The organism is Arthrobacter sp. CJL-S3 (assembly GCF_056711635.1).
Genome location: NZ_CM160046.1, coordinates 2,462,847 through 2,484,504 on the forward strand (window position 1 = coordinate 2,462,847; position 21,658 = coordinate 2,484,504).

Consider the following 21,658-nt stretch of genomic DNA (forward strand, 5'->3'; position numbering starts at 1 on the left):
GCTCAGGCCCTTTCTGACTCTGCCCGGCGTTTGAGATTCGTAAACTGACGGGTCTGCATGACCCAGTGAGAGGGCTCCAGCAACAAGACACTCAGGATGGGCTGCAGCCACTTCGGCCGGAACGACCAGTACCCGCTGACGACGAGCCGGGTGCGCCCGCCTGCCTCGTCCTTCAGCTCGAACCCCCACAGCGAGTCGGTGAAGTATCGGGGACGCTGTCCCGCCGGATCGAACGGGTGGCCCCGCAGATCAAGCGACATGCGCAGACCCAGGAACCGCTCCGGTTCCATCGCCGCGACCTCCCACCACTGGCTGCCGTCCGGTGTGCCCGCCAGATGGTCGCCAACAAAGATCTCCTGCCACTCGGGGTGAACTGTCCAGGCGCTGGCGCGCCCGAAGTTGTCCAGCCTGTCCCAGCTGTACCACCCCGCCCGGTCGGTCCCCATCTGCGCCAGCCAAGCCCACACGCGCGAGCGGGGCGCGTCAATGGTCACGGCCATGGTTCCGCTGCGGGTCCCCTCCGGGATAAGCCCGTCCCCCGGATAGGGCCCGTTGGCTTCCGCTGCGGTGGCGCCGGCGCGCAGCAGGCGCGGCCGCACCACTGCCAAGTAGGCCGTCACAACAGCGGCTGCAATGGCAGCAGCTCCAGACCGGGAAGCCCAATTCGCCGCGCGGTGTGTCATCGTGTCTCCCCTCAGGGCTCGGGTGTTGCCGAAAGAATGCGAGGATGCGCCGGGACGTCCGCAGTGATTCCGAAGAGGGGTCCGGTCTATCAGTACGGGACTGGAGGCGGGAAGAGTCCTTGGCCCCTGGGGACTTCCGGCACTGGTCCCCCGGCGTCGTGGCGGCCTATTCTGGACGCACATTTTGAGCTCGACAGCTGGACAAACATGGCGCCGAAGAAGCGGAATCGATCTCGTCTGGCCGTGGCCCTGTGGAGGGTCCTCGGATTCCTGACAGTGAGCGCTGTCTGCGGTGTTCTGGTCGCCAGCCTGGCGGTCCCCGGCGTCGCTGCTGCCGGCGTTGCCGTCAGCAGGTCAATCATCTTCTTCAACAACCTCCCCGCGGAACTGGCGGTTGCTCCGCCGTCGCAGTCAACCAAAGTGCTGAGCTCGGACGGGAAGCCGATCGCCACCTTCTTCGCGGAGAACCGCGTGAGGGTGACTCTGGACGAGATGTCGCCGTACATCCGGGACGCGATCGTCGCCATCGAGGACAGCCGCTTCTACGAGCATGCCGGCGTCGACCCCCAGGGGATTCTCCGGGCGCTCACGACAAACCTGACCAGCGGCGACAGACAGGGCGCATCCACCCTGACCCAGCAGTACGTAACGAACGTGATCAATGAGTCCCTGGTGTCGGCGGAGAGGACCGATCAGGTCATCCTCAGCGGGCAGAAGAGCATCGGCGACAAGGTACGGGAGATGAAGCTCGCCCTCGAGCTGGAAAAGAAATTCACCAAGGACCAGATCCTGGAGGGCTATCTCAATATCGTGTTCTTCAATCGGGACGCCTACGGCATTGAGGCCGCAGCCCGGCATTTCTTCAGCACTCCCGCAAAGGACCTGACCCTGCCGCAGGCTGCCCTGCTCGCCGGCCTGGTCAACAGCCCCAGCTTCTACGATCCCTCAGTCAACCCGGACAACGCCATCAAGCGGCGCAACCAGGTCCTGGACAAAATGCTCAGCGACGGGAAAATCCTTCAGGCTGATCATGACGCGGCTGTCGCCAGCGGTGTCGAACTGAAGATCACACCTGCAAAGCAGGGGTGTTCGGCGGCTGACATGGCGCCGTACTTCTGCGACTACGTCTCCCACCTGATCCTCAACAACCCGGTGTACGGCATCGACGCCACCGCTCGCGAGAGGAAGCTGTACCGCGGCGGCCTGACCATCACCACGACGCTGGACAGCAGGCTTCAGGCTTCCGCGCAGGCGCAGGTAGACGCCACCGCTGGGGCCAACCCGGACAAATGGGGCGCGTCGCTGGTCTCGATCGGTCCCGGCACCGGCAGGATCCTCGCGATGGCGCAAAACACCGTGTTTCTGCCCGCCCCCGGAAAATTCGACACCCAGCTGAACTTCAACGTCGATGCAAAGGACGCCGACGGGAATGATTTAAACGGCGCCGGCGGGTTCCAACCCGGGTCCACGATGAAGCCGTTCACCTTCGCGGAATGGCTCAATGAAGGCAAGTCCATGGTCACCGAGGTGGATGCCTCCCGGCGGACGTATCCGCTGGACTTCCCGTGGAAGTCCAGCTGTGGAAAGGTCCTCGGGGCTTACAACACGGCCGAAAAGGCCCTCGGCGCCGCGGACGACCTGCAGAACAACGACGAGGGCTATTACCGCAAGATGCCCGTCAATTACGGGCTCTACAACTCCATCAACACGGCCACCTTCGCGGAGGCCGCCGAGCTGGATTTCTGCGGCATCCAGAGAATGGTGGATGCCGTGGGACTTCACAGCGGCGTGGATAATGCCCCGGTGAACATGCATCAGCTGGGCAACCTGCTGGGTGCCATTGGGGTTGCCCCGCTCCATCTGGCCAACGCGTTTGCCACGTTCGCCGCTGACGGCCGGTATTGCGCCCCGATCGCCATCGCGGGCGTGACCGATGCCGCGGGTCGGGAACTGCCGGCCCAGATCAGCGACTGCCGCAGCGCGGTGAAGCCCGAGGTCGCCCGGGGCGTGAACTCCGTGCTCCAGGATGTGCTGAAACTGGGGTCCGGCGTGTACATCGAACCCAAGGTCCACACCAGTTTCCCGGTCGCGGCCAAGACCGGCACATCCAACACCAACGGCGCGACCTGGGTGGTCGGCTACACCAGCGGCCTGGCCACCGCGTCCTTCTTCGGAGACGCCCTGGAAGGCCAGAAACGGCCCGGCCAGAACGTCACCATTAACGGCAAGTTCTACAAGAACATTGACGGCTACATGCTCGCCGGCCCGCAGTGGGCGAACTACATGCTCGAGGTCGCGGGCCTCTATCCCGCCGAGGCTTTCCCGCCTCCGCCCGAGTCCATGACCAAGCCGTGACCCGCAGTGTCCGTCAGGTCCTCCCGCAGCAGCAGGGCGGCGGCCGCCTGAACGCCGGATGAGTGGCGGCGGTGCCCGTCACCTCGCCGCCGGTGTTCTGCGCCCGGAAGTTGTTACTTGGTAACTTGGCCTCATGAGCGAACACGTTGATGTGTTGATTGTCGGAGCCGGGCTGAGCGGCATCGGTTTCGCCGGCCGGCTGAAGCGTGAAGCGCCTGGGAAGACCTTCACGATCCTTGAGTCCCGCGGCGCGGTGGGAGGCACGTGGGATCTTTTCAGGTACCCGGGCATCCGCTCCGACAGCGACATGTACACGCTCGGCTACTCCTTCCGGCCCTGGGCCGGCGCCAAGGCCATTGCCGACGGCGATTCCATTCGCGAATACATCGAGGCGACGGTCGCGGACGAGAAACTCGAACCGCGGATCCGGCTGCATCACCGGGTCGAATCGGCCGAGTGGTCAAGCGAAACCGCGCTGTGGACCGTCACGGCCGCCCGCACGTCCGGCGGCGAATATCGACGGGACGATCCGGCGTCGCCCGCCGGCCCGTCGGTCACGTTCACCTGCTCGTTCCTGTCCGTCTGCTCGGGCTATTACCGGTACGACGAAGGATTCACCCCGGCCATCGAGGGGGCCGGCACGTTTGCGGGATCGATCGTCCACCCGCAACACTGGCCCGCCGATCTTGATTACGAAGGCAAGCAGGTGGTGATCATCGGCAGCGGGGCGACCGCAGTGACACTCGTGCCCTCGATGGCGGGCTCGGCCGCCAAGGTCACCATGCTGCAGCGCTCCCCCACGTATATTGCACCCGTGCCGTCCCGGGATCACCTGGCCGACCTTCTTCGAGGCAAGGTGCCCGCGCAACTGGCTTACGACGTCGTACGGGCAAAGAACATCCTATTTTCGATGCTGACCTACCAGCTCAGCCGGCGGCGGCCGGAAACGATGAAGGCGATCCTCCGCAAGGCAGCCATCGCCAAGCTGCCGGAGGGCTTTGCGGTCGACACGCACCTGGCCCCGTCGTATCAGCCCTGGGACCAGCGGCTCTGCGCGATCCCCAACGGCGACCTTTACCGCGCCATCAGCGCGGGCACTGCCGACATCGTGACCGACGAGATCTCGCGGATCACTCCGAGCGGGCTTGACCTGGTCTCGGGGAGATCGATTCCGGCCGACGTGATCGTCACGGCGACAGGGCTGAACCTGCTCGTGCTCGGCGGGCTGACTCTCCGGGTCGACGGCGAGGCGGTGGACGTCGGCAGGACCCTGACCTATAAGGGCATGATGCTCGACGGCGTTCCCAATTTTGCGCTCACTGTCGGCTACACCAACGCGTCGTGGACGCTGAAAGCGGATCTGGTCGCCGGCTATATCTGCAGGCTGCTGAAGTACCTTGACCGGCATAACCTGCAGTGGGTCACGCCCAAGGCTCCCGCCGACGTCGTGAACGCTGAGCTGACGTCCCTGATCGATCTGAAGGCGGGCTACGTCCTTCGCGACGCCGACAGCCTGCCCCGGCAGGGCACCGGCTCGCCATGGCGGCTGCACCAGAACTATGTGCGCGATGTGGCCCTGCTCAGGGCCGGCAGGCTGACGGACCACGTTCGTCTCGGCCGGCGCGGGCAGCAGGTGAATGCGCCCGGACGGGAAACCCCGGAGGCATGCCGAGGCCCTCTCGACCTCCCGGGAACAGCGCACATCGACGTCGGAGGGACGCGTTTGCGCTACCGGAAAACCGGCGCCGGGAACCCCGTCCTGCTCCTGCACGGCATTGGCCAGAGCCTCGAGGACTGGAACGAGCAGCACCAGCGTCTCTCGGCACGCCATACCGTCTACAGCGTTGACCTGCCCGGCTTCGCGTACTCCGACCGGCTCTCCGGGACGGCGACTCTGGCGAAGCTTGCCGGCGCCCTGCCCGCCGTCCTCGACGCCCTCGGGGTGGCCGAACCCCTTTCGGTCATCGGCAATTCGCTCGGAGGTGCCGTCGCCATGAAGTTCGCGGCCGACCATCCCCACCGCGTCTCAGCCCTGGTGCTGGCCAACAGTGCGGGATTCGGCCAGGAGGTTGCCCTGGTCCTGCGCCTGCTCACGGTCAGGCCGCTCGCTGCGCTGCTCATGCGCCCGGACGAAGCAGCTTCGCGCCGCACGGTCCAGTCGCTCTTCTATGACAAGGAGCTGGCGACCGGCGCCCGCGTCGACCATGCATTCGCCCTGTCACAACGGGCGGCCCACAGCCGGACCACCCTCGACATTGCCCGCGATCTCGGAACGATCGTCGGCATCAGGACCGAATGGCGAACGGCCCTCGTCGAGGCTCTTGCGCAAACGGACATTCCGACGCTCGTGCTCTGGGGGGACCACGACCATGTCCTCCCTTACAGCCAGCTGAGGGCGGCGACCGCGGCGTTGCCCCGCGCCGAGTCGCACGTCTTCTCGAACACGGGGCACATGCCCCAGATCGAACGGCCCGACGAGTTCGCCGCGGTTGTGGAGCAGTTCCTGTCCCGGGTCATGGCGGGCCGCCAGACGGCAGACATCTGACACGAAAGGCGCATCTCTGTCATAGAGATGCGCCTTTCGTGTCAGCGTTACGACGTCGAGGTGGTTCAGGCGTTCGAGACCTCGGCCGCCTTTGAACGGATGAAGTCATGGTCCTCCTGGGATATGACCGTCTCGCCGTGCTGCCCACTGGCGAGATCCTCGCCCGCCGCCTTGGAGACAACCGCGGTGATGGTCCTGGGAAGGATCTGGCATCCGGGGTTGTCGATAAACCACTTCCGCGTTGCAGGGTCCAGACGGTCCCAATGGTCCTTAATGTGCATCTGACGATGCCGCCTTCCTTCTCGGTGTGCGGTTCGGGGTGATCATGGCGCGCTGCCAGAGGTCATGGTGCTCGCCCCAGCCCCACAAGTTAACGCCTTGCCCGGGAGGAAGACTAGGGCCAGAGTCCCTCTATTTTCGTGGGTGCCGTGCCTTCCCAAAAAGAACTTCAGTTTTCGGTGGAAAATTAGGCCCTCCGGCAGCAAGATCTAACTCAGAGGCCGGCGCGGGGATCAAGGTCGCACAACAGCCAAGGGGCACCGATGCTGGTGATCGAATCGAGGGTCGACGTGCCGGGTTTGACGGGCCGTGACGTCACCGACTTCATGGTGTCCTGCACCGATGAGCAGTACCGGAGGTGGTGGCCGGGCACCCACCTGCAGCTCCACGTGCTGGGGCGGGCCACCGGCGGGGTGGGTGACGTGGTGGTCATGGACGAGTTCATCGGCCGGCGCCGGTTGCGCCTGCGCGGAGTGGTGGAGGCGGTCGAGCCGGGCCGCAGGCTCGTGTGGCGCTTCCGCAAGCTCGTGCCACTCCCGGCGCGGCTGTCTCTGCAGCTCTCCGCGGTGCCGGGCGGGGTGTCGGTTCGCCACACGATCACCGCCGGGTGGCCGGGAATCGGCCGCGCGCTGGACCCGCTGCTGCGCCTGTACTTCACGCCCGGGTTCACCGCGGACCTGGATGCCCACGTGCGCACGGAGTTCCCCTTGCTGCGGGACTATCTCCGGCCCGGTTCCGCATCCCGCACTGATAGCTGACCGCCGCCCTCGGCCGGGTCCCGCTGCCGGTCCCTCAGGGCGCGGCCCCATCGGCGCGTTCACCGGTTATGGCGACGGCGGCCTCTGCGGCAGGGGGATCACGGTGCGGTACTTGCCGCCGGTGGTCTGCTCCGGGGGCTCCGGCGCAGATTCCACGGTGACGTTGGCCAGACCCAGGTTGGTGAGCACGGCGGCGATCCCCTCCCGTACGCCGGCCCGGACTCGTTCGGGGTCCGCGCCCGCGTCCGGGAGCAACCGCACGGACAGTCTGGTGGGGCCGGTCTGGACGATCTGGAACAGCTCCACCCCCGGGGTCCGGTCGACGACGGTCCCCAGCGCCAGCGGCGGGACCGTCACCACGCCGCTGCCGTCCGCGGCGGGGAAGCTGAGCACGTCCGAGGCCCGCCCTTGCACCCGGATCGCCGGTGCCGGGTCCCCGCACGGACAAGGATCGGGCCTGACCAGGACGCGGTCGCCGACGTCGTAACGAATGATCGGCTGGACGCGATTAGCCAGGTTCGTGATCAGAACCGTGGACGAGACGGTGCCCGGCGGCACGGGGCGGTGGTCGGCGTCGACCGGTTCGACGATCACCCAGTCCTCGAGCAGATGCAGCCAGCCCTGGGCACAGCCGTAGGCGGAGTAGCCGGACTCGGTGCATCCGTAGACCTCCCGCACGACCGCCCCGAAGGCCAGCTCCAAACGGTCCCGCTCGTCCGGCGGCAACCCCTCGGCCGTGCTGAGTACCAGCACCGGGTGCACCTGCAGCCGCCCGGCCTGCTGCTCAGTGGCCAGCAGGCGCAACACGCTGGCGTAGCCCCCAAGCAGCGCCGGGCCGAAGCCGTTGAGCTGGGCCACCAGCCGGGGCATGGGCGTGTGGACCGAGAACACGCCAAGGCTGCGGTGACGCCGTGGCTTCTCCCGTCGCTCCCGGGTGCTGGCGGCCACGGACAGGAAGTGCCCTCCGGTGGCAACCACCTCGGCGAACCGGGCCCCGCGGCGCACGAGCCGCAGCACGTCCCGCCAGGACAGCCACTTTGCGGCCAGGATGCCCATCAGCCCGGAGGTCACCGCCCAGTACCGGTCGTCGAGCACGAAAATGCCCCGGGTTCCGGTGGTGCCGGCAGTGGTGGCCACCAGGTACTTTCCGGCGAACCGGCCCCCGATCCGGACCGGGTCCGCCACGAACTCCTGGACCCCGGCCAGGGTCACTGCCGGATCGGTGGCCACCTCGTCGAAGTGGGCCATCAGCTCGCGTTTGTTTGTCACCGGCAGGGTCGTGACGTCGTCGATGTGCTCGGGCAGCCCCTGGTACCGGTCGCGGTAGAAGGCAGAGTGTTCACGGGCGTAGGCGACCAACTCGGCCAGGCGGGCCGTCTGCCGGCGCCGGATCTCTGCCGGGCCCTGCCGGTGGGCCCGGAGTGCGTCCCACCATACCCAGGCCGCGCTCCTCGCCCGGTCCCCCGCCACCGACCGCCGTCGTGTCTCCATGGCCTGACTCTAAATCTCATCCTCACCCCGGAACAGAGGCCTTGGACAGGTGGAGTCCTGCTGCTCCTGAGTGACGGGAGACGGGGGACCTTGGTCTCTGGGAGCGCAGCACGGCAATTCTTACCATGGGCAGGGACGGATGGCCGAGGCACACCGGCCGGGCACGAGTCACCGCGCTAAAGGAGAAGAGATGTCGAAAGTATCGAAGGCCACCGCTTCCTCACACCAATCGTTCCCAGGCTACGTGGACGTTTTTGAGCAGGAGATCGGCGACTGGACCGTAACTTTGGAAAGCAATTTTGTCGACATGGATCAGGCGCCGTTCTTCAAGGGTGCACCGAATGATCAGTGTCAGGCCAACCACCTCGGCTATGTGCTGAAAGGGAAGTTCGGTGTCCGGAGAAGCGACGGGGTCGAGGAGATCTTCGAGGCCGGTGACGCGTTCATCATCGAGCCCGGGCACATTCCAATCATGTTCGCCGGGTGCGAGTTTGTGGCCTTCACGCCCGCCAAGGAGGCGCAGGAGCAGAGCGCGGTGATGATGCCAAACATCGTGAAGTTCGCCCAGGACCACGGAATAGAACTGCCAGGCTTGGAAACGTCCACCTAGGATGGGAGCCCAACTCCGAGGAGCGTATGCATGGAGAACCACCGACCATCATCGGGGGCCAAAGACCCCGGGCCCTTCTACCACGGCACGAAGGCTGACCTTCAGCCTGGCGACCTGCTGAAACCCGGCCACACCTCGAATTTCGGGGGACGCAGGAGCGCGAACTACGTCTACCTGACTGCCACGCTGGACGCGGCCACCTGGGGAGCGGAACTCGGGGTGGGCGAGGGTCAGGGCAGGATCTACCGTGTGGAGCCCACGGGCCCGTTTGAGGATGACCCCAATCTGACGGACAAGAAGTTCCCGGGCAACCCGACGAGGTCTTACCGCACACAGGCGCCGCTGCGGGTAGTTGACGAGATCCTGGATTGGCAGCCGCACTCCCCCGAGGCGCTGAAGAACATGCGGGACCACCTTGAAGAGCTCAAGCGGCTTGGAATCGAGGCAATCAACTGAACCCCCGCGCGGTCCCTGGCGTCAGTCACGGGGCCGCATGAGTGGCGGGTTGAGCACCGCCCTGATCGGCTGACCAGCGGCCGGACGGGCGGCGGCGGCCAGCCGGAAAAGCGCCGCCGGGCGGCCCGTCTCACCCGTCGTCATCCGCCCCGTCTCTTCCAGGAAACCAGGCGTTCCCGTGGCCTTGCGGTGGAAATTCCGGGGGTCCAGGCGCGTGCCCCAGACGGCCTCATACACGGTCCGGAGCTGCGCGACGGTGAACTCATCGCCGCAGAAGGCTGCCCCCAGCGGCGAGTATTCGAGCTTCGATTTTGCTCGCTCCACCGCGTCCGCGAGGATCCGCCCGTGGTCAAAGGCGAGCTCCAATTCCCCGTCCAAGACCTGGCCGACCGGGTACCAAGCGGCGTGTTCGGCGTCGCTCCCGGCGGACAGGACGGGAAAGTTGGGTGCGAGCAGGAGGTGGGCCACGGTGAGGACATCCCCGCGCGGGTCCCGCCCCCGCGGCCCGTAGCTCCCCAGCTGTTCCAGGTGGCCAGGGACCTGCTCGACTCCGGTTTCCTCCGCCAGTTCCCGGCCCGCCGCCGTCACCAGGTCCTCACCGGGCAGCACGAAACCGCCCGGCAGCGCGAGCCTGCCACGGAAGGGCTCGATGAGGCGGGTGACCAGCAGGACGTTCAGGACGTCGTCGACCACGGTGAGGGCGGCGACGTCGACCGTCACCGGGAAGCAGGCAGGCGCCGGGTGGGATTCAGGCATGAACCCATAGTAGGGACTTATCGTCACCTTGACAATAAGCCGGAGGTGCCCCTAGGGTTTGGTTATCGTCAAGTTGACGACAATACTGAACGGATTAGGAGAATCCCATGGCCAGCATCAAGCGCTACCCCTGGATCAGCCACTTCCTGGGCAGCCCCACCGGCCACGTCGTCCACCTGCAGAAGGGCCAGGTCCGGCACCAGGGCGTGGGCCAGGCCTTCTGGTTCCGGCCGGCGAACTCCGTTCTCAGCGAGGTTCCTGTGGATGACCAGGAACTGCCCACTCTCTTCCACGCCATCACCCGTGACCACCAGGACGTGAGCGTCCAGGCCAACGTGACCTACCGCTTCATCGACCCGGTGTCCGTCTCTACCCGGCTCGACTTCGGCCTCCAGCCGGCGGCTCGGCCCAGGCAACCGGCAAGGAGCAGGTGGCGACCATCATCGGCCAGCTGTGCCAGAGCCACGCCATCGACCAGATCGCCACCACGACGCTCGCCGAGGCGCTGGAACGCGGAGTCAGCCAGCTCCGCAGCATTCTCACCCAAGCCCTCCGTGCGGACGCCCGGCTCCAGTCCACCGGCATCGAGATCCTTGCGGTGCAGGTCCTGGCGGTCCGGCCGGAAGCCGACGTCGAGCGGGCACTGCAGACGCCCGTCCGGGAACAGCTCCAGGCCGAAGCGGACCGGGCCGTGTACGAGCGCCGGGCCGTCGCCGTCGAACGCGAACGGACCATCTCCGAAAACGAAATGGCGAGCCAGATCGAACTGGCGACCCGCCGCGAACACCTGGTCACCCAGGAAGGCGCCAACGCACGGCGTCAGGCCGAGGAAAAAGCCGCCGCGGGGCTTATCGAGGCGCAGGCCTCGGCCGAGCGCCAGGGCATCAACGCCTCCGCGGAAGCGAACCAGATCCGACTCGTCGGCGAGGCAGCCGCGGCACGCGAGGCCTCCACCATGGACGTATACCGGGACGTGGAACAGGCCACCCTGCTGGCGCTGGCCCTGCGCGACGCTGCCGCATCACTGCCCAACATCGGGAACCTCACGATCACCCCGGACCTGCTCAGCGGGGCGCTCGCCGGGCTGTTCAGGGAGCCAGCGGCCAGCCCGGCTCCGGCTGCTGCGGCCGGCGGCAGGGCTGCGACAGCCGTCCGGGTCGGGAAGTAGCATCCGGTCATGGCAAACCCCCGTCTCGTCATCGTCCACCGGCGCACCGAGCTCCAGGAACTCCTAGACCGGCACGCCACCCGCGGCCAGGCCGAATTCTTCCTGCGGACCCGCGGCCGCACGCTCCAGGAGGTGCAGGAGCGCCATGACAGACTCACCGCGGCCCTGGCGACCGTCCGCGCCGCGGTTCCGGGCGAGTGGCGTCATGCCGAGGTGGAACGCGCCGACCTGAGCCGCTTCCTGCTCACCCCGGAGGACATCATCGCGGTGGTGGGCCAGGACGGGCTCGTGGCCAACGCTGCGAAGTATCTCAACGGCCAGCCCGTCATCGGGATCGACCCGGAACCGGGGGCGAATCCGGGTGTCCTGGTCCGGCACACGCCCGGCGCGGCGGCGAAGCTGCTCAGGGAGGCCGGCCTTGCCGGCCCGGTGAAACGGCTGCGCTGCCGGGAACTCGCCACAGTGACAGCACGGCTCGACGACGGGCAGGAACTCTCGGGGCTCAACGAGGTATTCATCGGGCACGCCTCGCACCAGTCGGCCCGCTACCAACTCACCACCCCGGACGGCCGGGCCGAACGCCACTCTTCCTCAGGCCTGATCGTCTCCACGGGCACAGGCGCCACGGGCTGGTGCGCCTCCATCGCCCTGGAGCGCGGAGGACGCGCGTTGCCCGCACCAACGGATCCCCGGCTCGCGTGGTTCGTCCGTGAGGCCTGGCCCTCCCCCATCACCGGAGCCTCCTTGACCGAGGGGATGCTGGCCGCGGGCGAAGCACTGCGCGTCACCGTGGCATCCGATCAGCTCGTGGTGTTCGGCGACGGCATGGAGGACGACCGGCTCACCGCGTCCTGGGGGCAGGAGATTCTGGTGCAGCTGGGGGAACGGCCGCTGCGGCTGGTGGATGTTTAAGCTGGCCAGGCTGGTCCGCGTCAGGAGTGGTCGGCGCCTCAATCGGAGGCCAAATTGGCCCCGCTCAGGGCGATGCAGCCCCGGGCTGAGCCTTCAGTTCCGCGATTTGTTCAGGCCGACGTCGGGAGGCACCGTGGTATTCCAGCAGTGAAGCATCCGCTGGGTCCGGGCGATCATAAATTGTCGTAGCCACCCGATAATCTGCGGGTATGGAAAGCACAGTGTGGAGTGCGGAGAGCAGGGCGGCCCTGGCGGCTGTCGCCGCATCCGTTGCCGCGCTGACCGCAATCAGCGGCGCCGGGGCAGACCACGCTGATCCGTCCGGCATTGATCAGTCCGGCATTGATCAGTCCGGGATTGATCAGTCCGGCGCCGTTCCGTCCCGGGACGCCGAGTCTGACCCGCTGTGGGCTGATCCGTTGCGGGATCGGGCGGATTCCTGCCTGGACGGGCTCTCAGGGTGGGCCGTTCTGGAAGCTAGTTCGGCCGCGCTGAAGGTGCATCTGACCGCTGATTACGCGGAGGCAACCCGGGCGATGGCGTCCCCGACCGCGTCCCTTCATGACCACACCGTCCAGGAGATGGCGATGGTCGCCGAGGTCGCGTGTGTCCTGACGGTGAGCGAAAACGCCGCCGGTGCCCTGCTGGGTCAGAGCCAGGCCCTGACAACGCAGCTGCCGCTGACCCTGGAGGCGTTGCAGGCCGGGACGATCTCCTGGTCCCACGCCCGGATCATGGTGGACGAAACGACGGACCTGGGCCCGGCCGGGGCGGCGGCGCTGGAAGCGCACTTCCTGGACCCCGACGCGCCCAGCCCGGCCCGCGGGTGCCCGGCCGGGGAGCTCGTCCCGGGCCGGTTCCGCGCCAAATCCCGCACCTGGCGCGAACGCCACCACCCGGACAGCATCGAGAAACGCCATGCCAAGTCCGCGAAGGACCGGCGGGTCGAGTTCGCCCCGGACCGGGACGGGATGGCCTGGTTCTCCGCGTATTTGCCGGCGGTGACGGCCGCGGGGATCTGGGAACGGACCACCGCCGCCGCCCGCGCCCTCCAGGGCCCGGAGGAGACCCGGACCCTGACCCAGCTCCGCGCCGACGTCGCAGCCTCCCTGCTCCTGGGCCCCGGTGCCGGCGCCGACGGCAACGGCGGCGCTGATGGCAACGGTCTAACCGGGGAGGTGCCGGTCCCGCGGGCGCAGGTCCTGATCACCGTCCCGGTCCTGTCCCTGCTCGGCGCCGGGGACGAACCGGCGATGCTGGACGGATACGGGCCGATCCCGCCGTCGATGGCCCGCCGCCTGCTCGCCGACGGCGCGGAGTCCTTCCACCGCGTCCTGACCGACCCCCGCGACGGCGCCCCGCTGGAAATCGGACGGACGAACTACCGCCCCACCAAGGCCATGCGGCTCTGGCTGCACCTCCGCGACGGCCGATGCCCGTTTCCCGGATGCAACAACCAGTCCCTGGACAACGAGGCCGACCACCTCCTGGCCTGGGCCGACGGCGGCACCACCGGCATCACCAACCTCGGCCAGCCATGCCATAAGCACCACGGCCTCAAACACGGCTCCGCCTGGACCCCCTCCGGGGCCAGCAAAGACAAACCACCCGGCTGGACCTCGCCCTCCGGCCGGTACTATCCCAGCGAACAGCAGGACTGGGAACCACCCGACTGGCCACCCCACCTCCAGCCCGACGGCGACGGCTTAGACGAAGAAGGCCCGCCCGCGGACGACGGACCGGGCCAGTACTTGCCCCCGGATCCCGGTCGGGATCCCGGTCTGGACCTGCCCGCGGAACCCGGCTGGGATCCCGAACTGGACCTGCCCGCGGATCCCGGCTGGGATCCCGACCTGGACCTCCCCGCGGACCTGGACTCGGACCCAAACCTGGAACTGCCGCCGGATCCCTTCCCCGACTGGCACGAAGTCACGGCCGGGCACGAAGTCCCCCCGACAGGTAAGCACGATCGGGGCTGGCCTGCCCGTTCCAAAGTGTCCGGCCATATCGGCGTCCAAGCCGTGTCGGTGGCCGAAACATTTGTCGCCGCGTTCTTGGCTGCTCACGAAGATGTCCGGACCTGAGCCTGAACTCTTCTACTTGTCGGGCAGTCGGCGCACCATTTCGATGATCCAGCTGGGCGCGAACGGGGACGTGCAGCCCGGGGAGGTCGGGTAGTCCTTGAGCACCTGGAGACGCTCACCGATGTCGATGGCACGAGTGCGGTGCTCTGCGTGCTCGATCCCGATCTGAGCCAAGCAATGGTTCATTGCCCACTGCAGGCGATCCGGAGAGTCTTTCATCTCCGCCTCGATGACATCGAGCAGTCCGGCGAGGTCGAGGCCCTCGGGCTTCTTCGCCACGCGTTCGGTGGTCAGTGCCCAGCCCGCACTCGCCACCACGGGATCCGGATCGGCGGACCAGGCCAGGCGCAGTTGTTCACACTGCGTGTTCTTCTTGACCACGTAGTTCACGAGCCAGTCGTGCACCTTGGGTACTCGCGACTCACGCAGCATGCGGTCCAACTCGTCAGGCTCGAACGCCTTCGGGCGGCAGATCAGGATCGCCAGCAGTCTCGCCGGGGTGTCATTTGTCGCCCACAGCCGGCGCGCGAGTTCCTGTTGTGTCTTCAGTCTCTTAGCCAGAGCGCGCAATTTGCTGAGATTCACACCGTGATCGTCACCGTGTTTCTCGTTCACCTCGCGTGCCCTCGGGTCCTCGAGCTGCGCCAGCTCGGCCATCACCTCGGCTACCGTCGTCTCCATCACTTCGGCCTCCTGTCGATTAGGTCAGAGATTCAGCCTACGACGGAAGCCGATCCCCTGTTGTACAGGCACGGCGGCAGCGTCCCGCATCGGGCTGCAAACCGGACGTGGCGAGCAAGCGACTGTTCCTATCTGACCATGCGGGCGTCGACAATCGCTGGAGCACCGGGGTCGGTCTGCTCCGCACCATCAAATTCGAACCCGTTGCGACGATAGAACGCCACCGCCCGATTATTGTCCCTGGCAACCCACAACATGGCGGGACCGTCCCCCGCCGTGGCATCAAGCAACGCCTGTCCTACTCCGGTGCCATAGCGCTCTGCCGCTACGTAGAGGCTGAACAACTGACGATCGCGCGGAAGTTCCTGGCCTTCCGGTCCAAAGCTGGGGCCGAAGAACGCGAAACCGATGATCTGCCCTCTGCACTCCGCAATCCTGATGCTCCATTCGGCACGCGGATTCCCGAGGATGTGACTCCACATCTGGTAGCGACTTTGGACATGCTCTTCGGTGAAGAAGTCCTCAGAGAGCAGATGAGAATACGTCTCCCGCCACGAGGCCACGTGCAATTCAGCGATCTGTGGTGCGTCGGGGAGCGCGGGCTCGCGCAGCGTGAACGGCATCACCACATCCTGCCAGAATCCCCGGCCCGGACGGCTGATGACGCCGAGCCGCCTGCTATGGGGCGAGTCCGGGTTCATAAGTTCCTGCACTCCACTCCTGTCCTTGTGGGTCCAGCACTCGTGCGCGACGAGCTCCCCACTCAGTGCTTTCGGGCTCGATCACGCTCGTTCCCCCAGCGGCCACGGCCTTGCGGTAGAAATCATCGACGTCGTCCACGAGCAGGTAGAGCCCCCGGCCGGTAGATCGACCGATCAAACCGGGTCGCTGGTACTCGGCATCATCACTGGCCACCATGAGGACAACGTCTCCGAGGCGAACTTCTGCGTGGAGGACCTCGCCCCCGGCCCCGGCCTGGCGGCGGACCACGTCGAAGCCAACCCGCCGCAACCAATCCAGTGCAGCCGGTGCATCCGGGTAACTGAGGTAGGCAAAGAGTTTTGCATCCATGACGGGAGCGTATTACGGCTCGCATCCCTTGAAAAGGAGAAGAATTGGAAGGCTTTATCCCCGGACTCAATCATTTCCGGAATCGCCGGAGTCGACGCCGGACCCGGGCCGATGAACCCGGACCAGCGGTGCCAGCAGCGCGTCTTGGAGCTCGTCGCTGATGCCTTCGGGGACGTCCAAGTCGACGCCCATAGCCAGCAATGCCCTGCTGAAGAAGTTTCGCGCGGCCGCTGCCAAGGTGATGTCGGCGATCTCACGGTCGCTGAAACCGACGTCGCGCAGTCGCTGCGCGTCGCTCTCGGTCATGGAAGCCGCATCTGTGCTGAGCTTTACCGCGTAGTCCATCATGGCCACCTCCGCCTCCGGAAGGCCCGCATAGTGGAAGTCCTTCGCGATGGCACGCAACTGCTCTTCGCCTATTATCCTGAGCGTCTTCTTCCCGTGAGCCAGCCTGCAATGACCGGATCCGATGGCCTGGGCCGCTGCCAGCGTCACCAACTCGTAACGGCGGATGCCCAAGGATGAGCTGATGGCTCGGGTGAGGGACTCCCAGGCGAGGTAGGCCTCCGGGTTCAGGCTCATGGCCTTCGTATGGCTCGGGACGTAGCCGAGCGTTCGGCGGTCGGCGTCGTAGATCTCCGCCGTCAGGCCGTAGGCCTTGGCCTCGGGCGTCATTCTCAGGATCGTCATCGGAGGCTCCTCAGATTGGCCTGCTGCGGCAAATGGTCGGCGCTGACCCTCCCGGCAGTGGGGGCCGCGATTCTGACCCATTTTGGCCTTGTGCCTGGCGTTTGTAAATGAATCACCCGCGAGCTGCTTTCAGACATGAAACTGCCCCCCCGAAAGTCAGAACTGGATTCTCAGTTCCAACTTCCGGGGAGCAGTTCAACGGTACGGCCGGGGCTCATCGGATTTGGGTTTGGCGTTAGCGAGCTACTTTCTGGCGATGAAGTAGGCGTTGAACGGATCCGATTCGATGTCCTTGGACTCCACGTTCGCGAAGCCGGCGTCGGCGAGCATCGACTGCGCGAGCTGTTCGCCCCAGACGGTGCCCAGCCCGTCGCCGTCGAGCCCGAGCGAAACGCTCATGCAGTGGAACGTTGAGATCGCGTACAGGTAGCTGCCCCAAGGGAGCGCAATGTTCTCCTCCACCTTGCTGGACGCCTTGATGTCCACCATCAGGAAGACCCCGTCCGGCCGCAGCGCCCGGTGGATGTTGCGCAGCACCGCCGCCGGATGCGCCTGGTCGTGGATGGCGTCGAAGGCCGTTACCGCGTCGAAGCGGGCCTCGACGTCGAGGCCGGTCACGTCAACGACGTCGAAGCTGGCGTTCGCCAGTCCCAACCGTTCCGCCTCGCCGCGGGCGGCGCGGATGGCTCCTTCGGAGAAGTCGTAGCCGGTGAACCTGCTGGCGGGAAAAGCCTGGGCCATGAGGTTGATCGCGTGGCCGCTGCCGCAGCCGATGTCGGCGACGTCGATGCCGGCCTTCAGCCGCGCAGGCAGACCGGGGACCAGCGGCAGGATCACGTCCAGCAGTGCTGCGTCGTGCACCGCGGCGCTGGTCTGGGCCATGTTCCGGTGGAAGTGGGGGTAGTCCTCGTAGGACAGCCCGCTGCCGTGCCGGAAACGCTCGATGATCTTCTGTTCAACTTCGCCCATCATGGAAATGTGCTGCATCAGAATCGCCATATTGTCCGGGCCCGCGGCGCTGGTCAGGACGGCAGCATGCTCGCGGGGCAGCCAGTACGTCCCGGCCGCAGGGTCGTAGTGGACCACGCGCGCCGCGGTCATTCCGCCCAGCCATTCGCGCACATAGCGCTCGTTGAGGTCGCTGGCGTCGGCTATCTGCTCGCTGGTGGCGGCAGGCAGGCCGGCCAGCGTCTCGAAAAGGCCGGTCTGGTGCCCGACGCTGGTCAGCAGGGCGGTCGCCGCATCGTTCAGGATCCCCACGAAGCGTCCGGCAAAAGCACTGGAGGCCTCGGCGTCGAACTCCGCCAGTGATGTTTCCAGCTCGATGGTCATTGTTGTTCCTTTCTTTGCTACAGGCGTCTGTGCCTGATTGATTCCAGCGTAGGAATTGCCACCTGCCGCCGGCATCGGGCGAACGATGTGTTCTGTGCGGAGTCCATGGGGCGAATCATGCAGACGCCCGTCTGGCAGGTGCTGGCCGGACGGCAGCGGTATTTAGCGGCGCCGCTTCAGGCCGTGGTCGTGAGCCCAGGCTGCGGCGGCCGTGCGCGAGGAGACGCCGATCTTGGCATAAATGTTCGCCAGGTGCCTGCCGACTGTCTTCTGGCTGATGAACAATGCCTCGGCGGTTTGCTTGTTGCTGGCTCCCGCGGCGGTGAACGCCAGCACGTCCGCCTCGCGCTCGGTCAGCCCGCCGGGAAGCCGGCCGCCGTCGAGCCTGCGGACATCCGGCAGGGCACCGAGTTCGCTGTAGATCGCCAGCGCGGTCGCGGAGTCCGCGGCGGCCACGCTGTTCTGTCCCAGCCCGCGGTGCGCCTGGGCGAGCAGTTCGTAGGCTCTGGCCGTGTCGTAGCGGGCGTGCAGGGTCCGGTACTCATGCACGACGGCCTGTAGCACGGGCAACGCCTCGGCGTGCTGGGACTGTGCGATCAGTATGGCGGCGCGGGCGTGCCCGGCCCAGGCACGGAAGCCGGCGGTGGCGAACATTGATGCGGTTTCCTCCAGCCGGGCGCAGAGCCGCTCGGCCTCATCAGAGTGTCCGAGAGCCAGGGCGATTTCGACGCCGGAGAGCAGCAGCCGTGCGCATGCCAGCCGGTCCCGCCCGGCCAAGGCGGCGCAAAGGCCGGCCCACGCGGCCTCGTTCTTTCCGGCGGCATGCTGGAGCAGCGACGCCCCCGGCTGCGGTTCGGTTCCCAACGCCGAAGCCCGGGCATAAGCTCTCTCAGCACCGTTGCTGTCCCCGCGAAGCCGGCGTATTTCGCCCAGTTGGTAGTAGGCCTCGCCCGCCACCCAGTTGTTCAGGCCCACGAGCTGCGCCCCACTCTGCTCGATTGCAGGTTCCGCCGCGTCCCAGCCGCCTTCGATGCTCAGCAGCTGCAGCCGGTGGATGCGGCAGATGCCGGCATACACCACGTCTCCCACGAACTGCTCGCCCCATTGCTCGGTGGCGTCGGTCCAGGCGCGCATCCGGTGCAGGTCGCCCAGCTCGTGGCACGCGTGGATCACGGTGCAGTAGATTTCTCCTGCCCATTCGGGCGGAAGACGGCCGGCGACGACCGGAAGCATTGCCTCGTCCAACTGGGCAAAGCCCGCGGCGGTCTTGCCGCTGCGCAGGTCTGCCAGGCCGGCGAGCACCAGACCGAAGGACTTAAGTGCGGGGACGCGGAGGCTCCGGCCCAAATCCTGCAACTTGGCCGCGGTCTCCCTCGCCGGGCCCAGGTCCGCAAGACTAAGCGAGAGGCAGGCATCGAGGTAGAGCAGATAGCCGTGCTCCGGACCTTCCGGAAGATCCTGCAGTAGTCCCCGGGCACGGTTCACCCAACCGGAAGCGATGACCACATCGCCGCGGATGAACCACAGCAGCCCCAGGTGCAGGGCCTTCATGGCCGCGTCGGATGCGTCGCCGTCGTCCAAAAAGCGGTGGTAGACGTCCTCGGAAACCTCTAGCGATTCCTTGATCTGCCCGAGCCACCACGCGGCTCTGCCCAGGAGACTCAGGTCCCCCGGCTCCAGTTCCGATAGTTCCCGGGCCTGAGTGAGCTGCCGGTAGGCGGCATGCCAGTCACCGCGGGCGTACGCCGTCCGCGCCGTGGCGAGCAACCCGTCTAAGTCGTCCATCCCAGACACCACTTCAACGGTAGCGCCGCGGATAGCCGCCGGTCGAGCCGCTCCCGGGGGCAATGCTGGTGACCGGCGGGACACCCGGTTCAGAGCGGAGTCAAAACAAGGGCCGCACCATGGCCTTGCGCCTGACAGTGCGGCCTTCGTTCTTCTGCAGGGCTAGGAGAGCTGGCTGGAGAATTCCTCGGCAGTCATTGGGGTGGAGAACATCGGGTAGTCATACGCGATCGCGTTGTCGTGTTCCTCAACCGATGTTGCAGCGACACAGTCACTCAGCGTGACGACCTGGTATCCGTTCTCGTAGCCACTGCGCATGGTTGATTCGACACAACAGTTGGTCAGGAACCCGCCCAGAACGATGGTGGTGATGCCTTTGCTGCGCAGGATGAAGTCCAAGTTTGTGCTTGCGAACGTGTCCAAACCCCGTTTGCCTTCGATGACGATGTCGCCCTCGACCGGCGCCAGCTCGTCGATGATGGCTGCACCCCAGGTTCCCTTGACGAACACGCCACCGTCCACGACCCCCTTGAGGATTCCGTACGGGTGCTTGCCAAGCTCGTTGTAGCCCTCGGCAAACATGATTGGTGCGTGCATTACCGTGACCCCGGCTGCACGGGCCGCCTCTACAACGCGAGCCGTGTTGGCGAGCATGTCCGTTTTTTCCATGACCGGTCGGACAGCGTCGTGCAATCCGCCACCCTCGGACGTGAAGTCGTTCTGATATTCGATGAGTACAACGGCGGTGGTGTTCGGATCAAGCTTCAAGGCATCCTCCTGGTCGGCCGCGAACCGTCCGCGGCAGTGCCGACGGTCGAGGTCAGAGTAGCTGCGGCCACTCCATAGAACAAGGGTCCGTCCCCGCCAGCCGCTGAAGCCCGAACCGGTCCTTGTCCTGGGTACCCGTCCTGGTCGGCTGCTCCCCACTCCGACGGCCCACGCCGCCGTCAGCCTTTAAACAGCGACGGCTCCAGCCGGTGGATGTGTCCGCAGCCGCAACCATTCGTCCGGCTCGTCAACGTCGCGACCCCTGTGCACCGGATCCGCCTGGCCGCCGTCAAACCAGACCAGAACTTTTCCGATCAGCTGCACGGGATCGCGCATACGCCGCCTCGGCATCCGTCGAGTGTCTGTGGCGACCGGTAGCCTCGTCATCATGACTGAAAGCCCGCAACTGGTGAACCAAGCACGCGATTGGATCGCAAGAGCACGTTCATTTCACTACCGACAGCTCACCCGGCACCGCAGGGTGCGGCGCCTCGGACGCATGAGATTCACCACGGGGCAGGCCGTAACCAACGCGACCGCCTTCTTTGTTGCCGGGTCGACGGGCACGGCAGGCCTTCCAGACTGGACCCTCTGGGGTGTTTTGCTCGCGGGCTTCCTGGGAGGCAAGTACGTGTTTCCCGTCCCGGACAGCAGCATCGCCAGTCGCAGAGGTCCTGCCGACGTCGTCAATAAAAGCGCTGCTGGGCTCGACAGGATGACACCGGACGAAATCCGGGCCTACGAAAACAACATGGTTCTAAAGCACCGGATCAAGGGCCCACCAGGGCTGGGCGCCGCACAGGCGCTGCAACGCCAGCGCGGCGCGACCCGGACAGCCGAAGAGGCCGCTGGCATAGCCCCTGGAAGGTTAGCCGGGCTGTCACTGGTTGACGCGCAGGCCTTTGGCGCCATTGCAGCACAGCATGAGCATCTGGAGAGCCGGTGGCTGGCCTATGAGGTTGACCCGCACCTGCAGTTCGACTTTCCGGCGATGTCCGACACTGCTTTCCCCGCTACTGCCGCGATGATCAGGGCGAGGCGGAACGCCGAGCAGGCAAAATCGGAAGGCAACCCGGCGAACTACCGGTCCGCTGTAGGGGCATTCGGTGCGGCGCTGACGGCCGCGGAGACCGCCGCCGGCGTTCCCCGGAAGTAGGCCACCGGACTACCGGAGGCGGGGGTCCATGGGCCTCCCGGGCGCCTGCCTGCCACTTGGTGACGATGGAGTAGGCGT

The 21,658-nt window shown here is 66.4% G+C and carries 20 protein-coding genes; 9 read left to right on the forward strand and 11 right to left on the reverse strand.

Annotated features, from left to right (window positions below; genetic code table 11):
* Window positions 1–2: 2 nt before the first annotated feature.
* A complete protein-coding gene (locus tag AC06G6_RS11225; protein ID WP_479822031.1) occupies window positions 3–500 on the reverse strand; it encodes a hypothetical protein in 498 nt (165 codons plus the stop codon).
* A gap of 390 nt (window positions 501–890) precedes the next feature.
* On the opposite strand from AC06G6_RS11225, the gene AC06G6_RS11230 reads away from it, so the two are divergent.
* On the forward strand, window positions 891–3,038 hold the full coding sequence (locus AC06G6_RS11230; protein WP_479822033.1) for a transglycosylase domain-containing protein: 2,148 nt from the start codon (window positions 891–893) through the stop codon (window positions 3,036–3,038).
* Window positions 3,039–3,171: 133 nt separating this feature from the next.
* Entirely contained in the window at window positions 3,172–5,583 is a 2,412-nt protein-coding gene (locus AC06G6_RS11235; RefSeq protein ID WP_479822036.1) for an alpha/beta fold hydrolase, read from the forward strand.
* Between the two features lie 65 nt (window positions 5,584–5,648).
* On the opposite strand, the gene AC06G6_RS11240 is transcribed toward AC06G6_RS11235, so the two are convergent.
* On the reverse strand, window positions 5,649–5,864 hold the full coding sequence (locus tag AC06G6_RS11240; protein ID WP_307465534.1) for a hypothetical protein: 216 nt from the start codon (window positions 5,862–5,864) through the stop codon (window positions 5,649–5,651).
* Between the two features lie 267 nt (window positions 5,865–6,131).
* Here AC06G6_RS11240 and AC06G6_RS11245 point away from each other — a divergent pair, with 267 nt between their 5' ends.
* Window positions 6,132–6,620, forward strand: a complete 489-nt coding sequence (locus AC06G6_RS11245) for an SRPBCC family protein (RefSeq protein ID WP_479822038.1) — start codon at window positions 6,132–6,134, stop codon at window positions 6,618–6,620.
* A gap of 66 nt (window positions 6,621–6,686) precedes the next feature.
* On the opposite strand, the gene AC06G6_RS11250 is transcribed toward AC06G6_RS11245, so the two are convergent.
* Window positions 6,687–8,111 (reverse strand): phenylacetate--CoA ligase family protein, encoded by a 1,425-nt coding sequence (locus AC06G6_RS11250; protein WP_479822041.1) that lies wholly within the window; start codon window positions 8,109–8,111, stop codon window positions 6,687–6,689.
* Between the two features lie 190 nt (window positions 8,112–8,301).
* On the opposite strand from AC06G6_RS11250, the gene AC06G6_RS11255 reads away from it, so the two are divergent.
* Both AC06G6_RS11255 and arr read left to right on the forward strand, forming a co-directional pair.
* On the forward strand, window positions 8,302–8,721 hold the full coding sequence (locus tag AC06G6_RS11255) for a cupin domain-containing protein (RefSeq protein WP_479822044.1): 420 nt from the start codon (window positions 8,302–8,304) through the stop codon (window positions 8,719–8,721).
* 30 nt (window positions 8,722–8,751) lie between these two features.
* On the forward strand, window positions 8,752–9,177 hold the full coding sequence (arr, locus tag AC06G6_RS11260) for an NAD(+)--rifampin ADP-ribosyltransferase (RefSeq protein WP_479822046.1): 426 nt from the start codon (window positions 8,752–8,754) through the stop codon (window positions 9,175–9,177).
* Window positions 9,178–9,198: 21 nt separating this feature from the next.
* On the opposite strand, the gene AC06G6_RS11265 is transcribed toward arr, so the two are convergent.
* Window positions 9,199–9,933, reverse strand: coding sequence for an NUDIX hydrolase (locus AC06G6_RS11265; RefSeq protein WP_479822048.1), 735 nt, complete (start codon window positions 9,931–9,933; stop codon window positions 9,199–9,201).
* 430 nt (window positions 9,934–10,363) lie between these two features.
* Between AC06G6_RS11265 and AC06G6_RS11270 the strand changes: the two genes are divergently transcribed.
* The 3 genes from AC06G6_RS11270 to AC06G6_RS11280 all read left to right on the forward strand — a co-directional run bounded on the left by AC06G6_RS11270 (window position 10,364) and on the right by AC06G6_RS11280 (window position 14,097).
* Entirely contained in the window at window positions 10,364–11,101 is a 738-nt protein-coding gene (locus tag AC06G6_RS11270) for an SPFH domain-containing protein (RefSeq protein WP_479822050.1), read from the forward strand.
* 9 nt (window positions 11,102–11,110) lie between these two features.
* The gene (locus tag AC06G6_RS11275) at window positions 11,111–12,013 is read left to right on the forward strand and encodes a diacylglycerol kinase catalytic domain-containing protein (protein WP_479822052.1); all 903 of its coding nucleotides are present in this window, start codon (window positions 11,111–11,113) and stop codon (window positions 12,011–12,013) included.
* A 209-nt stretch (window positions 12,014–12,222) separates the two neighbouring features.
* Window positions 12,223–14,097 carry an HNH endonuclease signature motif containing protein gene (locus AC06G6_RS11280; protein ID WP_479822054.1) on the forward strand — a complete coding sequence of 625 codons (1,875 nt, stop codon included), beginning with the start codon at window positions 12,223–12,225 and terminating at the stop codon, window positions 14,095–14,097.
* Between the two features lie 12 nt (window positions 14,098–14,109).
* On the opposite strand, the gene AC06G6_RS11285 is transcribed toward AC06G6_RS11280, so the two are convergent.
* The 7 genes from AC06G6_RS11285 to AC06G6_RS11315 all read right to left on the reverse strand — a co-directional run bounded on the left by AC06G6_RS11285 (window position 14,110) and on the right by AC06G6_RS11315 (window position 20,424).
* A complete protein-coding gene (locus tag AC06G6_RS11285) occupies window positions 14,110–14,778 on the reverse strand; it encodes a DNA alkylation repair protein (RefSeq protein WP_479828639.1) in 669 nt (222 codons plus the stop codon).
* Between the two features lie 128 nt (window positions 14,779–14,906).
* Window positions 14,907–15,491: an N-acetyltransferase family protein gene (locus tag AC06G6_RS11290; protein WP_479822056.1), complete on the reverse strand. Its 585-nt coding sequence runs from the start codon at window positions 15,489–15,491 to the stop codon at window positions 14,907–14,909.
* A complete protein-coding gene (locus AC06G6_RS11295; protein WP_479822058.1) occupies window positions 15,457–15,849 on the reverse strand; it encodes a VOC family protein in 393 nt (130 codons plus the stop codon). The genes AC06G6_RS11290 and AC06G6_RS11295 overlap by 35 nt, the downstream gene beginning before the upstream one ends.
* Window positions 15,850–15,915: 66 nt before the next feature.
* Window positions 15,916–16,539 (reverse strand): carboxymuconolactone decarboxylase family protein, encoded by a 624-nt coding sequence (locus tag AC06G6_RS11300; protein WP_479822060.1) that lies wholly within the window; start codon window positions 16,537–16,539, stop codon window positions 15,916–15,918.
* A gap of 243 nt (window positions 16,540–16,782) precedes the next feature.
* On the reverse strand, window positions 16,783–17,871 hold the full coding sequence (locus tag AC06G6_RS11305) for a class I SAM-dependent methyltransferase (protein WP_479822062.1): 1,089 nt from the start codon (window positions 17,869–17,871) through the stop codon (window positions 16,783–16,785).
* Window positions 17,872–18,033: 162 nt separating this feature from the next.
* Window positions 18,034–19,656, reverse strand: coding sequence for a helix-turn-helix transcriptional regulator (locus AC06G6_RS11310; protein WP_479822064.1), 1,623 nt, complete (start codon window positions 19,654–19,656; stop codon window positions 18,034–18,036).
* Between the two features lie 162 nt (window positions 19,657–19,818).
* The gene (locus tag AC06G6_RS11315) at window positions 19,819–20,424 is read right to left on the reverse strand and encodes a cysteine hydrolase family protein (protein ID WP_479822066.1); all 606 of its coding nucleotides are present in this window, start codon (window positions 20,422–20,424) and stop codon (window positions 19,819–19,821) included.
* A 388-nt stretch (window positions 20,425–20,812) separates the two neighbouring features.
* On the opposite strand from AC06G6_RS11315, the gene AC06G6_RS11320 reads away from it, so the two are divergent.
* Window positions 20,813–21,580, forward strand: a complete 768-nt coding sequence (locus tag AC06G6_RS11320) for a hypothetical protein (RefSeq protein WP_479822068.1) — start codon at window positions 20,813–20,815, stop codon at window positions 21,578–21,580.
* Window positions 21,581–21,658: the final 78 nt, after the last annotated feature.